General features: G+C 36.6%; 13 protein-coding genes. 2 read left to right on the top strand and 11 right to left on the bottom strand.

The window, feature by feature from the left end; genetic code table 11:
* Positions 1 to 73: 73 nt before the first annotated feature.
* From HYU69_03565 to HYU69_03520, 10 genes are all read right to left on the bottom strand, one after another.
* Positions 74 to 1024, bottom strand: coding sequence for a ChaN family lipoprotein (locus HYU69_03565; GenBank protein ID MBI2269416.1), 951 nt, complete (start codon positions 1022 to 1024; stop codon positions 74 to 76).
* Between the two features lie 26 nt (positions 1025 to 1050).
* Entirely contained in the window at positions 1051 to 2187 is a 1137-nt protein-coding gene (locus HYU69_03560; GenBank protein MBI2269415.1) for a response regulator, read from the bottom strand.
* Between the two features lie 18 nt (positions 2188 to 2205).
* Positions 2206 to 5832, bottom strand: coding sequence for a response regulator (locus tag HYU69_03555; GenBank protein MBI2269414.1), 3627 nt, complete (start codon positions 5830 to 5832; stop codon positions 2206 to 2208).
* Positions 5829 to 6371, bottom strand: coding sequence for a chemotaxis protein CheB (locus HYU69_03550; protein MBI2269413.1), 543 nt, complete (start codon positions 6369 to 6371; stop codon positions 5829 to 5831). The genes HYU69_03555 and HYU69_03550 overlap by 4 nt, the downstream gene beginning before the upstream one ends.
* Before the next feature lie 68 nt (positions 6372 to 6439).
* A complete protein-coding gene (locus tag HYU69_03545) occupies positions 6440 to 7264 on the bottom strand; it encodes a protein-glutamate O-methyltransferase CheR (protein ID MBI2269412.1) in 825 nt (274 codons plus the stop codon).
* A gap of 464 nt (positions 7265 to 7728) precedes the next feature.
* On the bottom strand, positions 7729 to 8697 hold the full coding sequence (locus HYU69_03540) for a phosphoribosylaminoimidazolesuccinocarboxamide synthase (GenBank protein MBI2269411.1): 969 nt from the start codon (positions 8695 to 8697) through the stop codon (positions 7729 to 7731).
* A gap of 12 nt (positions 8698 to 8709) precedes the next feature.
* Positions 8710 to 9138, bottom strand: coding sequence for a hypothetical protein (locus HYU69_03535; protein ID MBI2269410.1), 429 nt, complete (start codon positions 9136 to 9138; stop codon positions 8710 to 8712).
* Between the two features lie 26 nt (positions 9139 to 9164).
* A complete protein-coding gene (locus HYU69_03530; protein MBI2269409.1) occupies positions 9165 to 9881 on the bottom strand; it encodes a DUF2490 domain-containing protein in 717 nt (238 codons plus the stop codon).
* Positions 9862 to 10533: a carbonic anhydrase gene (locus tag HYU69_03525; GenBank protein ID MBI2269408.1), complete on the bottom strand. Its 672-nt coding sequence runs from the start codon at positions 10531 to 10533 to the stop codon at positions 9862 to 9864. The genes HYU69_03530 and HYU69_03525 overlap by 20 nt, the downstream gene beginning before the upstream one ends.
* A 29-nt stretch (positions 10534 to 10562) precedes the next feature.
* Positions 10563 to 12110, bottom strand: a complete 1548-nt coding sequence (locus HYU69_03520) for a SulP family inorganic anion transporter (GenBank protein MBI2269407.1) — start codon at positions 12108 to 12110, stop codon at positions 10563 to 10565.
* Between the two features lie 105 nt (positions 12111 to 12215).
* Here HYU69_03520 and HYU69_03515 point away from each other — a divergent pair, with 105 nt between their 5' ends.
* Entirely contained in the window at positions 12216 to 12890 is a 675-nt protein-coding gene (locus HYU69_03515) for a TetR/AcrR family transcriptional regulator (GenBank protein MBI2269406.1), read from the top strand.
* Between the two features lie 98 nt (positions 12891 to 12988).
* The gene (locus tag HYU69_03510) at positions 12989 to 13132 is read left to right on the top strand and encodes a hypothetical protein (GenBank protein MBI2269405.1); all 144 of its coding nucleotides are present in this window, start codon (positions 12989 to 12991) and stop codon (positions 13130 to 13132) included.
* Between the two features lie 24 nt (positions 13133 to 13156).
* Here HYU69_03510 and HYU69_03505 read toward each other — a convergent pair whose 3' ends face one another.
* Positions 13157 to 14710: an Rne/Rng family ribonuclease gene (locus tag HYU69_03505; protein MBI2269404.1), complete on the bottom strand. Its 1554-nt coding sequence runs from the start codon at positions 14708 to 14710 to the stop codon at positions 13157 to 13159.
* Positions 14711 to 14761 lie beyond the last annotated feature (51 nt).

Raw genomic sequence — 14761 nt, 5'->3', positions numbered from 1 at the left:
TCAGAAGGGGCCGAAATATGATGAAAATCAGCTTTTTTTATCGAAAGGAGGTATTCCCTATGGTAAAGGAATATTATTCTTTAAAGGTTTTTGGCACAGCTGGATCAGTATATATTACATAATCACCGAGTATTTTATTTTTACCAGAATCAATAGCGTTGGGGAAATCTTTATCGCCGTTGATACATGAAATAACAAGAACTCTCAGTTTGGGGTTATGTTTTTTTAAGTGAGTAACAATTCCCAGTCCTTCATCGCTATGAAAACGTCCGTTAAGCTGGAGTACTTTCGCATTTTTGTTTTTCATAAAAATTCTGCTGATCGAATAGGCCATAGTAGCGTCCCACAGCGACTGCGAGTGTACCACATATTTGGGCATCATGCCGTTGGAGACCGGAACAATTTTATTTGATGTGTCTTTAGACGTGGCTCCTGTACTTCTGCCATCTGCCATTACACTCATGAATTTTTCGTAATATTTACCGACGGCGGTATCATATGGCAGGGGCGGCAAAAATGATTTTGCTGTTTTTGATAGTTCATTGAGTGAATTTCGTCCGTTCCTGGCTGCCATGTTTACATATCTTGCGGGTGAATTTGCGGCAATTACATTTAATTTTTTCTCTTTTGCGAATTCAATTAGTGGTTTATAATCTCTGTAATTTTTCCAGGCGCGGGTTTCTTTAATAAAATTTTTTTCCCGGATAAAGCCCTGTAAATATTCATCCAACACTAACTGGCAATCGGATTCAAACATTTCCATACTTAACACTATTTGATTGCCAAATGAAGTGTAAAGGCCTTTAAAAATTTCCAGTTCGAGGAAATGTCCGACAGAGTCGTTATGTTCTTCTCCAAAAAACACAACGTCATAATTTTTCATTTCTGAAATAATGTCGTTCACAGTACTTTCTTTTAAAGTGTTTGAAGAATATATTTTGAAATTAGCGGGTTTGATGGTGTCTTTATGCAATACGAAGGATAAGAATAATGCCGCTATTATTAAGAGTAATATATTTTTCATGGAGTGAAATTAATATAGCGTATTAATTATGACAAAATATTTTTGAGATGGCCGGTAGGTAATGTAAAATAGAAGATTGCGCCCTCATTTATTTTTGCTTCCGCCCAAACCCTGCCTCCGTGTTTTACAATTATTCTTTGAACGATCGCCAGGCCAATCCCGGTCCCTTCAAATTCACTTTCGCTATGCAGTCTTTGAAAGACTCCAAAAAGTTTAGCAACATATTCCATATTAAAACCTACACCATTATCTTTGATATAATATGTGATTTCATTTTCTGATTTTGTTGAGCCTATTTCCACTACAGGATTTTCTTTTTTACCGGAATATTTTACAGCGTTAGAAATCAAGTTCACCCAGACCTGGTGAAGTAAAGATTTATCTGCATTTGCCGATAATAGCGCATTTATTTTTATGGATGTTTTAGATGGGATTAAATCTCTTATTTCATTTAAGATCAATTCAACTAATTCGTTCATATTTATTTGAGACTTATCCACTTCCTTTTTTCCTAATTTTGAGAATGAAAGTAAATCATCAACAAGCGCCCCCATCTTTTTAGCATTATGTTGAATATTTTCGAGGAGCCGTCTTCCTTCATTGTCTAATACCTGAACATAATCTTCCTCCAGCATTTTAGAGTAGCCGTCCAACGCTCTTAAAGGGGCTCTTAAATCATGAGAAACTGAATACGAAAACGACTCCAGTTCTTTATTGCTTATCTCTAAATCAATATTTTTCTTTTTCAGATTCTCATTGAGGTTATATAATTCTATTTTCTGCTGGTGTTTTTCTATGAAAAACTTCACCTTATTAATTAATATTTCAGGCTGAAATGGTTTTGTAATAAAGCTGAACGCGCCTTGCTCATATCCTTTGAAGATATTAAGATTATCAGTGTAAACGGCAGAAATAAATATGAATGGCAGGTGGGAAGTTTTCTTTTCTTCTCTTAATATACCTGCCAGTTCATAACCATCCATTTCCGGCATTTGTATGTCAAGCAAGGCAAGAGCAAAATCGTGATGCAGCGTTTCCCGGAGAGCTTCATTTCCACTGCTGGCTTTAATGAGCTCTACATCCAGGTCTTTCAGCACTACAGTCAGTGCTACTAAATTTTCAGGCCTGTCATCTACTATTAGTATTTTTGGTTTATTATCCATGACAATACATGATATTAATTACTTACTTAACCATACCCTCATTAAAGACAGTAAGCGCTCTAAGTCTACAGGTTTTGAAATATAATCATTGGCGCCTGCGTCAATACATTTCTGTTTATCTTCTTTCATCGCTTTTGCCGTAAGGGCAATAACGGGCAATTTTTTAAACCGTATTTGTGCACGTATTTTTTGCATGGCTTCATATCCATCCATTTCCGGCATCATTATATCCATTAATACTAAATCTAATTCAGGGTTGTTATTCAGGGCTTCAAGTGCTATTTTCCCGTTTTCAGCTTTGCTTATTTCCATCCCGCGTTCCGTCAGGACCTTAGATAAAGCAAATACATTCCGCATATCATCATCTACTACCAGAATTTTTTTACCATGGAAAATGGTTTCTTTGTCGTATAAGCCGGCAATAATTTTTTGCTTTGATTCAGGTAAATTACGGATGGTTCTATGAAGGAATAAAGCGGTTTCATCCAAAAGCCGTTCTTCTGATTTCACTCCTTTGATGATTATTGTTTCGGCATATTTTTGCAGCTCCTCATTTTCTTCCTTGCTCAACTCCCTTCCTGTATAAACTATAATAGGAGGCATTTGCCCGTCTTTAAGTTTTTCCAATTTATGTATGAGTTCATATCCGTTGATATCGGGAAGCCCAAGATCAAGTACAATACAGTCAATGTGATTTTCCTTAAACAATGTAATGGCTTCTTTTCCACTGGCTGCTTCGAAACATTTAACATCTCCGTTACCGATTAGTTTTTTCATGGCTTTCCTGGAGTTGCCGTCATCCTCGACAATCAGCAGATTCTTCATTTTTCGGCTAATGAAATTTTCAATCCTGTTAAAAATTTCTTCTAGTTGTTTTTTATCAACCGGTTTTGTAAGATATGCAATTGCTCCTTCTTTAATAGCATCCATTGTTCTTTCGTCAATTGAAATAATATGAACGGGAATGTGTCTTATTGAAGGATTGGCTTTTAGATCTGTCAGCACCTCATGCCCGTCAATACCAGGTAAATCAATGTCAAGCATGATCGCATGAGGTTTATACTTTTCTGCCAGCACTAAGCCGTCTTCTCCCGTTGCCGCAGAAATACATTTAAACCCTTTATCATGCGCCTGCTTTAAAAGTATTTCGGCAAATTTCAAATCATCTTCGATAACCAACACAAGTTTGTCATTCTCTTTAATTTTATCCCGGTCATCCTGCAGTGCCGGATAATTAAGAAAGCTGTTGTTTGATGGTTGTATGACGGATGTTTCTTTTTTAGCAGGTGTTCTTATAGCTGTTTCCCCTTCCTGTAATTCTACGGGAATAACCAATGTAAATGTTGAACCTTCATTTATTTCGCTGGATAATTGAATTTCTCCACCCAGGAGCTTTGCGAGTTCCCGCGAAATAGATAATCCCAGGCCTGTACCTCCGTATTTTCTTGAAGTGCCTCCGTCTCCCTGGTGAAATGCCTCAAAAATCAATATTTGTTTTTCTTTTGCAATTCCCACTCCGGTGTCAGCTACGGCAATGGCAAGACTATTATTATCATACCTGCTGATGTTTACGCTCACATTTCCCTTATCCGTAAATTTAATGGCATTTGACATCAGGTTTTTGATGATCTGATCCAGGCGCTTGGAATCTGTTCGAATAGCCTCGGGTAAATCTTTCCCAAGGGTGATACTGAATTTAAGTCCTTTCAAGTCTGTCTGATGCTTGAAATTCCGGTTGAGATTAGTGGCAAAGTCTTTTAAGGCAAGCCGTTCTATACTTAGTGTCATCTTTCCGGCTTCTATCTTAGAGAGGTCAAGCACCTCATTGATCAGTCCGAGCAGATCATGGCCGCTCTTATTAATTATATCTGCGCTTTCTACCTGGTCCTGTGTAAGATTTTTATTTCTATTATCAGCTAAATCTTTTGATAAGATAAGCAAACTGTTCAACGGAGTTCTCAGTTCATGAGACATATTGGCAAGAAATTCAGATTTATATTTGCTGCTTATTTCCAGTTGCCTGGTTTTCTGTTCAATGTCAACACGCGCGGTTTCCACTTCTTTGTTTTTTAATTCCAATGACTGGGTTTGTTCTTCCAGTTCTTCATTTGTTACCTGCAATTCTTCCTGCTGCTGTTTTAAATTTTGTGTTTGCTCCTCCAGTTCTTCGTTCATTTGCTTCAGCTCTTCCTGCTGCGATTGAAGTTCTTCGCTTTGTGTCTGAGTTTCTTCCAGCAACAATTGAATCCGTTTTCTTGCAAGGGCAGAATTAATGCTTATGGCAATACTTTCCATAGAAGAATTGATAAAGTCCTTTTCTGTGTTACTGAATGCTTTTAGCTTGCCAAGTTCTATCACTCCTAATGTTTTGCCTTCAAATATAAACGGAGTAATGAAAAGATGGGAAGGTTTGGCGTTCAGAACAGAAGATGTGATTCGTATTTGCTGCTCTTCTATATTGGCGAGAACGATTTGCTTTTGCTCGAGGGCTGCCTGCCCAATCAATCCTTCACCCAGAGTAAATTTTTCTTTGGTATCTGTTCCCGATGAAAAAGCGTAGTGTCCCGCCAGATTCAGCTCTTTTGTTTTTTCGTCAAGTAAATAAACAGCTCCTATCTGGGAATTAAGGTAATTGGATAAAAATGTTACTGTATTGTTTGTCAATGTTTCAATGCTTTGGTCTCCTTGAAGGGTTTCATTGAGCTGATTTTGGCCGGTGGTTAACCAATTATGTCTTTCATTTGCAGCCGTTGTCTCACGGAGTGAGTTGGTCATTTTTTTCAGTGAGTTGCCTAAAGCATCTTTAGCTGACTTAGGAATAATGTTCACCTCATAATTTCCGGAAGCCACCATAGTGGCATTTTCAGTTACCTCCCGGAAGCTTTCATTGATACCTATTAATGAATTAAAGATGGGTCTCAACTCATCTTTTGTATTATCTTCCATTTTGGTTTCGGTATGTTCTCTGCTTGAAATTTTTTCTGCCTCTTTGGCGATAAATAAAATTCTTTTACTGATGCTTTGTATGATCCAGTACGAAATAATTATTGCGATAATAATGCTTGCAATAGTCAGCGCAATAATCAAATTTAATGCAGAATCATAATTTTTATCATTCAGCACCTTGTCATCTGCCATAGACTTTTCGTTTTTTTCAATTAGCCTGGCCAATTGTTCTAAAGTCTGATCCCTTACTTTTAATCCTTTTTCAACAGATAAAGCAAATGCTTTTTCGTTTTCATTTTTTAGTGCCAGCAGAATAATTTCATCAAGTATGGGCTTGTATTCAAGCCAGGTAAATTTAAACTCATTTAATATTATTTTCCCCTTGAAATCTACAAGGCTTTCCAATTCCGGTATCTTTTTGTCTATGGAAGCCAGTGGGGTATAAATGCGGACTTTATAATATTCTTTTTTAGCAGGATCCTTTTCCAGGATGATATTTTTTTCATGGCGAGTGGCATCAAGTACATCTATTAATATTTCGTGCGACAGGCTTACTTTTTTTCCTGCCGAATTCACAATATTGTTTAACCGTTCGTTGGATTCTGATAATTTATTAGTCATAACCAGCGCAACTGAAACCAGCAGCAAAAGAATCACAATAAAACCGGATAATAATTTTGTCCTGATAGTTAAATTCATGTGGTGTGTGTTTTAGGGAGTTGATTTATTTTTGATAATAACTTCGCTATATTTTCTAAGGAAAGAATATGATCCACCTGCATAGAAGCAATTGCGGAGGCCGGCATATAACTTGATTCTGCGGTAGAAGGATCCTGTGCTATCGTTAAACCGCCATTTTCTTTTATTCGTTTCAGTCCGTTTGTTCCATCGCTGTTTGAACCGGTTAAAATTACACCAATCAGGTTAGCCTTATAAACATCTGCAGCCGTTTCAAAAAGCACATCAATAGAGGGGCGGGCGAAATTTACCCGTTCATCAATGCTGAGTGAAAAAGTTCTGTCTTTTTCTACTAATAGATGATAATTCGGGGGAGCTATATATACGGTTCTTGTTTCTATTTTCTCTTTTTCGTCAGCTTCCTTTATTGTCAGGTGATTTCCTTTGTCTAGCAAGGTTATCCAGGTACTGTCGGAATGCGGACTGGTATGTTGTACAATAATTATAGGCATGTTAAAATCTATATGTAAAGATGATAAAAAAATCCTCAGGGCGTTCATCCCTCCTGAAGAAACCCCAATTACAATAGCCTCGTATTTTTGTTCTGTATTCAAGAGGGATAATGGTATTAGTATTTTTTCTTAAATATTTTTTGTTTTTTGTCCACCTCTATATACTGTGCTTCAAAATCGCAGAAGCGTAAACTTTCTTTTATTCCCAAACAGAGTATACCTCCGTTTACAAGGCTATCAAAAAAAAGTTTTTGCACACGGTTTTGTAAATCTTTATTAAAATAAATCAATACATTCCTGCAAAGGATCAAATGGACCTCAGCGAATACGCTGTCGGTAACAAGATTCTGATTCGCCCATACAATATTCTTTTTCAATGACTGATCCATAATAACCATGTCATATTTGGAAGTATAATAATCTGCAAAAGATTCTTTTCCTCCGGCTCTTTGATAATTGATGGTATATTCTTTAATTTTTTCGTTGGAAAAAACGCCTTCTTTCGCCTGATTTAAGGCATGCTGATTAAAATCAGTTGCATAAATGGTGGTGCGGTCATACAGATTTTCCTCTTTCAAAATAATAGCCATAGAGTAAGCTTCCTCTCCTGTAGCGCATCCGGCATGCCATATTTTAATGAAGGGATAAGTTTTTAAAATTGGTATTACTTTTTCCCGCAAAGATTTGTAAAAGTCAGGGTCGCGAAACATTTCTGTTACCGTTATAGATAAGTCCTGTAAAAGCCGGGAAGCGAATAGTTCATCATGTAAAACCTTATTTTGTAATTCGGAAATACTTACCAATGGAGTAAGAGCGAGCCTGTTCATAATCCTTCGCTTGATATGCGCCTCTGAATATTGACGAAAATCGTAGCCGTATTTCTGATAAATGGCTTCTAATAATAAGGGAAGTTCTATTTCTGATATGTTTCTTATAGTCATAGCCTATATTTTGGGAGTAAAACAACCAAATATACGTTTTATGAAGAGGAAATTCTGTGGAAAGGTGATTTTTTGGGTGTCCATTTTTTTCTGGCTCTCCCCTCTGGGTTTAGTTTTAGGTGGGTGTCTTTAGGTGCGTTAGTCTTCACCTGCTCATTGCAGGAAGTGAACCCAATCGTTAAGGTGAGAGAAACTATCGAGATGAAGAGTTGCGTGTCAATTTATTGGTTTTAAAATTGGTTCTAACGGTTTGCAGCTATTCTTGAAGATGCCCAAATCTTTTATCTTATTTACCTTCGTAATCATTTATGTCTTTTCAGTAGTGTTTTGATATTAATAACGGGCATGTCAGATGTACTTCCCATAATGATACTTACAAGTGGTTTCATGATTTTAGGTTTTTAAATAGTGAATTTATATTTAGTTAGGTGCATACTTGAAAATGGCTTGTTTGATGATTTATATTATAATTTGGCTGAGAGCAATTCATCTTTTTTAAGAAATACCGTTACATTTTCTTTCACTCGTTTTATTACTTGCAAAACATCACATTTAATAAAAGTATCGCCAGTAATGTTTTCGTAGAGTTCAATATATCTCTCAGAAATAGAATTTATAACATTATCCGTCATCTCAGGAACTTGTTGCCCTTCCTTTCCCTGAAAGCCATTTTCCATAAGCCATTCTCTTACAAATTCTTTGGAGAGTTGTTTTTGCGATTCGCCTTTTACGTGACGTTCTTGATACCCTTCTGAATAAAAATATCTTGATGAATCGGGAGTATGTATTTCGTCAATAAGCATAATTTTCCCGTTTTTATTTTTTCCAAATTCATATTTGGTATCAACAAGTATCAATCCTTTGCGGGCTGCAAAGTCAGTTCCTCTTTCAAATAAAGCGTGTGTGTATTTTTCAAGTTGCTCATAATCGTTTTCGGAAACAAGCCCTTGTTTGATTATTTCGTTTTTGGAAATATCTTCATCATGCCCGACTGATTCTTTGGTTGTGGGTGTGATAATTGGTTTGGGGAACTTGTCGTTTTCTTTCAATCCATCAGGTAATTTTACTCCACAGAGTTCACGTTTTCCGGCTTTGTATTCTCTCCATGCGTGTCCGGCAAGATACCCTCGAACTACCATTTCTACTTTGAATGGGGTGCATAAATATCCAACCGAAACCATAGGGTCGGGAACATCTATAATCCAGTTGGGAACAATGTGCGAAGTGGTTGCCATAAATTTTGCTGCAATTTGATTAAGCACTTGTCCTTTGTTTGGAATTCCTTTTGGAAGAACAACATCAAATGCTGAAATACGGTCGCTAACAATCATTACAAGGTATTTATCATCAATGTTGTACACATCTCTTACTTTGCCTTTGTAAAATGATTTTTGCTTCGGAAATGTAAAATCTGTTTTTGTAATTGCGTTCATAGTTTGTTGGTTTTAAATGGCTGTATTTATGAAGTGTTCGTTAATAAGTTCAATAATAGTGTCGCTGTTGAATGGTTTTTTAAAAATGCCAATGGCATTATTTTTTCGTTCATTTATGATCTTATTATCAATTTCTGAAGTAATGTAAATTATTGGGAGTTTCTTTTTTCTGCATTGTTTTTTAAATTCTTCAAGTTCTTTTTTTTGTGAGGTGTCAGTGTCGCAAATAACAAGATGTGGCACATTCTCATTTGGGAGAGCAAACACCCTGAGAACAGCATTTCGGAAAGAAACATAATCAAGAATATTTTTTTTCAGCAGAGCTTGTGCCCGATGAACCGCATAACCATTGCTTTCTAATTTTTTCTGAATGTTCATCCAAAGGGTGCCACCTTGTTCAAAAATCAAAATTTGCTTGCTGTTATTTTTAAAATTTTCCAATTTTAATTGTATCTTTTGTTTGCAAATCAGGTCATTCTTTTTTTTCTAAAATCAATGTTATAAAAAACAGCTGCTTGTAAATATTGTTTTGTAGTAATATTTACTGTTTGAGCAAGGTATCCTATTTGAATATTTGCATTTGGCAAAAACTGATATCCCATTGCTCCGTATAGTCGGTTTCTATCAAATGGTAGGGCTGAAAGATTGATAAATATCTCATCATAAAAACCAAGAAACAAGGTGTTTTTTTCTATTTCTTTTTTATTGAGAGGTACAGTGATTCTAAGCAAATATCTTACCCTGTCAAGGTATCGGTTATTGTTGTTTGATTGTATCCATCTTTGTTCAAGGCGATAACGATGTTCGAATAAACATCTTCCTAAATTGTTACGCATAAGAAACTGTTGCCAAATTCGATTTTCTGTAACTTGAACTCCTGACAATTGTTCTTTATCAAAAGCATAATTTGTAACATAGGCGTATCCAATACTTGTAAAAGCAGAATTGTTTATATGATAATTAATGCCACCACGTAAAAGCATTTGTTCGGTGTTTGGAGTGATTTCAAAGCTGCGGTATTGTGCTTCTGTATGAATGCTCCATTTATTGTTCAGGCGTGTTTGCTTAAAGCACATTAACCAGTTACCGGTTGTGCCTGATGGCGACTGTCCAAACGATGAATAGTTCAATAAAAATACAATAACACAAAAAATATTTATTCGTTTATGCAACGGTTTTCTCATTTATCAATTGGTGATTTAAAAACAAAGTTTCGGAATAAAATGTTACCAAGCCCGTTGTTATGTCATGTGTTCCTCCTACAATTCCTATTGTTCCGGATTCAATCATTTCTTTTAAGATTGGACTACGTTCCATAATGGCTTTAACGGTTCGTTTTACATTGATGGCAGCGACTTTTTCTACAAATTCTGCGTTGCCCGAACTGCGATTGTTTGTTATAGTCTGTTCCTCATCAACGGCAGGTCTTATTTTGGTGAGTAGTGCTGTCAGATTACCCATTTCTACGTGGTCGCAAGCACCTTTTACTGCACCGCATTTTGTGTGTCCCAAAACAAGAATGATTTTTGAACCTGCCACTTTACAGCCAAATTCCATACTGCCCAAAATATCTTCATTGATAATATTCCCTGCAATACGAACACTAAACACATCACCAAGTCCTTGGTCAAAAATTAATTCTGCCGAAGTTCTGCTGTCAATACAACTAAGAATTACCGCAAAAGGGTGTTGTCCGTCCGATGTTTCATTTGCTTGTTGTAAAAGGTTTCGGTTTATTTTAAGATTATTTACAAATCTTTTATTGCCTTCTTTTAATAAATCTAATGCCATAGCAGGTGTAATGGCAGTTTGCATTTCTTTAGTTAATGTTTTCATTTTTTTTGTTTTTTTTAATTGTTAGTAAATCAAGTGGGTTTTATAAAATTGATTTTCTCAACGGTGATGTTTCTTGTTTTGGAATTGTCTTCGAAATTTTGAATTACTTCTATCACATCGTATGCAATTGACTTTGATTTAGAACAGTCGATAATAACTTTTGAGTTTTTAGGTATTGCATCCAAAGCTTGGATAACACTTGCTTTATTAAAAAATGAAACTTCTTCAGCTAAAACAAGATGATGCACTTCCTGCCCCTTTTCAGTTATTGCAATGTCTTTCATGTGATGTGAATTACGATAACTATGGCGTAAGGTGTAGAAGATGCCAAAAAGAACGCCTATTGTAATACCCTTTAATAAGTCGGTGACCAAAATAGCCACAACGGTAGCTGTGAATGGAATAAACTGCTCCCAACCTAATTTATACATTTGTTTAAACAAAGCTGGTTTGGCTAATTTGTAACCAACCATGAATAGAATGGCTGCTAAGCTTGCCAATGGTATCATATTCAAAACACTTCCAATTGTAAGAGCACTTACTAATAGGAAAACACCGTGTAGGATTGCCGACATTTTTGTTTTTCCACCAAAAGCTATATTCGCTGAGCTGCGGACAATTACTTGTGTAACCGGCAACCCGCCAATTAATCCAGAAATTACATTTCCCAGCCCTTGTGCTTTTAGTTCTCTATTTGTGGGTGTAATTCTTTTATCGGGATCCATTTTGTCGGTAGCTTCTACACATAGTAGCGTTTCTAAACTGGCTACAATAGCCAATACAATAGCTATCTTCCAGACCTCAAAATTTGTTATTGCTGAAAAATCAGGTAGAGTAAACTGACTGAAAAAATCTGCAATTGAGTTTGGAACTGGTATAGCAACAACTTGTTTTGCGTTTAAACTAAAATCAAGTACTCCGTTTTGATATAAATTAAACATCACAATTCCAAAAACAACAACTACAAGCGGACCGTTTATCATCCCAAATATTTTATGTTTTTTGGTTAATACGGTGTCCCCAAAAATCAGTATGACTAACGAGATGGCTGCTATTAACAATGCACCCGGGGCTATATAGTCAAGTGTCTTAAAAATTTCAGAAAATGTATTTTCTCCATCGGCTTGAATAAAAGCATCATCTCCTTCTGCATCTTTATCCCAACCCAATGCGTGAGGTATTTGTTTTAATATAATTAATAGACCTATACCTGTTAGCATTCCTTTAATAACAGAAGAAGGAAAGAAGAAGGCAATAAAGCCAGCTTTGGCATACCCCAATATAAGTTGTATGATACCTGCTAAAACTACAGCTGTTAAAAATGCTTCCCAAGAACCGCCCAGGGAAGCGATGGATGTTAAAACAATGACTGCTAATCCAGCTGCGGGACCACTCACCCCCAAGGGAGATCCACTTGCCATGCCAACTACAATGCCACCTGTAATACCTGCTATAATGCCTGCAAACAATGGAGCACCCGAAGCAAGCGCAATGCCTAAGCATAAGGGGAGTGCTACAAAAAACACGACAATGCTTGCCGGTAAATCATTTTTTAGTTCTTTAAATAAATGTTTCATAATTATGTGTTTTAAATATTTTCAGACAAAAGTAGTAATAATATTTAAATAGATAGTATTGCTATCATAAAAAATATACTTACATTTGTTATAAATTAACAAATAATGGACTTATCAATTAAGATTAAGATGAATGAAAAGCTGTTTCTTCGTAACCCTGAAGACACAGAATTAGGAAGGAAAATTATACAGCATAGCATTGTCCTTATTCATAAGATTGGATTTGAAGCATTTACATTTAAAAAGTTAGCGGAAGAAATTGCTACTACAGAAGCAGGCATTTATCGCTATTTTGAAAATAAACATCGTTTACTTATTTACATTGTTGATTGGTATTGGAGTTGGCAGGAGTATCGTTTAATATTTCAAACCAACAATATAAAAAATCCTGAAATAAAAATTAAAAAAGCTATACAGTTATTGTCTGCCCATGTTGAAGACGATATTACAACAGAATACATCAATGAAAAAATTCTCAATGAAATTGTCATGGCTGAAGGCGCTAAGTCATTTCTTACTAAGCATGTTACTGAAGACAATAAGGCAAAACTATTTAAACCGTATAAAGATTTGTGTGCAAGAATTGCAAGTTTCATAAAGGAATACAATCCGAAATACAAATACCCACACTCAATAGCATCCACCATTATAGAAATGGCTCATTCCCAAAAATTTTATATGCAGAATCTTCCATCACTGACTGATTTTGGAGCAACCAAAGATGAAAGGAAACTTGTATCGTTTCTTGAAGATTTGGTTTTTTCAAATATTAAGAGTTGAAGGTTTATAAAAAATCGAAAGGTGATTAAATTAAACCGAAGTATATATATTACAACGTTATACCTTATCCGGACAAGCTCAGATAAAAAAAGGAGCTATTGCAAAAGGAGGGATTCGATTTTAACTATTTCACCCATTACTGGAAGGCCAAAAACGGCAATGTATATTTGTTTTGCTACGGGTATAGCTATCGTGATCTGAAAGATAATGGAAAGTACACGCTTATAACCTGGCAGGATTAATATGAGTAGTAAATAAAACAGCCATCACAGCTTTATCTCATCTTCCGCCTTATTAAGGAAATGGTATTCCATAAAATGATAGGATGAGACAGCCTTGATCTTCATCTTTTTGCCGTACTTGCGTTTCCATTTTCCAAAAATTGAAGTGAACAGACCTTTGGTCAGATAAGCTTCAATAAAGGGGTGTACACAAAGGGTGATCTCTTTTTCGTTCTGTTCTGTAAGTATATAACGTAAATTGTTTTCGATCTGGTCGATAAGCAATACGCTTGCTTGTATCTCACCTGTACCACCGCAGGTAGGGCATTTTTCAACGGTAATAACATTTGTTGCAGGGCGCACACGTTCACGGGTGATCTGTACCAAACCAAATTTACTGGGAGGAAGTATGTTGTGCTTGGCGCGATCGGTATGCATTTCGTCGCGCAGCTTATTGAATAATTTTTTTCGGTTTTCGGCTGAGTGCAGATCAATAAAGTCAACCACAATAATTCCGCCCATATCGCGCAGCCTCAACTGGCGGGCCACTTCAACAGCCGCGTCGAGGTTCACTTCCAGTGCGTTCTGTTCCTGCGATGAACCCGACTTCGCGCGGTGTCCGCTGTTCACATCAATTACGTGCAGCGCTTCGGTATGTTCAACAATGAGGTAAGCGCCGGTTTTCATGGTAACTGTTTTGCCAAACAACGCTTTCATTTGTTTGTCAACATCAAAATGATCGAATATCGGTACTGTACCCTTGTAGAGCTTCGCTATTTTTTCCTGCTCCGGTGAAATGGTGCGTAAATAACTTTTTATTTCCTCAAACATCTTCGGATCGTCAACGTGTATATTCTGGAATGAGGCGTTGAGCATGTCGCGTAAAATAGCAGAAGTGCGGTCAAGTTCACCCAGCACTTTTTTAGGTGGTTGTGCCGTTTTCATTTCAACGAAGCAAGTATTCCATTTGTTGATGAGGTCTTTCAGGTCGGCATCAAGTTCGGCAACACTTTTATTTTCAGCGACAGTACGAACGATCACACCGAAGTTTTTTGGTTTAATGCTCTGCATCAGCCGTTTGAGCCTGTTCTTCTCTTCGTTCTCCGTGATTTTTTGCGATACAGAAATTTTATCTGAAAAAGGAACCAGCACTAAAAATCGTCCGGCAATTGATAGTTCGGATGTGATGCGGGGACCTTTTGTTGATATGGGTTCTTTGGCGATCTGAACAAGAATGTTTTGTCCGGTTGATACCATGCTTGATATTTTGCCATCTTTCGGAATGTCACTCTCGTTACGGAAATTACCAAGATCGGAAGAGTTCAGCTTTCCGGTTTGCGCAAGTTTTGTGTACTTCATTAATGAAGCCGCCTGCGGACCAAGATCGAGATAATGTAAAAAGGCGTCTTTTTCATAACCAACATCAACAAATGCGGCGTTAAGTCCGGGCATCACTTTTTTAACTTTTCCCAGGTAAAAGTCGCCCACGGAAAAATTATTGTTGGTTTTTTCGCGATTCAGCTCAACCAGTCGTTTGTCGCGCAGCAAGGCAATAATAACCTCGTTCGGGGTTGAGTGTATTATTAATTCGTTGTTCAATTTTTTAAAGTTTAGTTAAACATAGCGGCAAGCCATATCCTGGTTAAGGAT

The organism is Bacteroidota bacterium (assembly GCA_016183775.1).
GTDB lineage: Bacteria > Bacteroidota > Bacteroidia > JABDFU01 > JABDFU01 > JABDFU01.
Note: the sequence above shows the minus strand (reverse complement) of the source record. Positions and strands in the feature narration are given on the sequence as shown.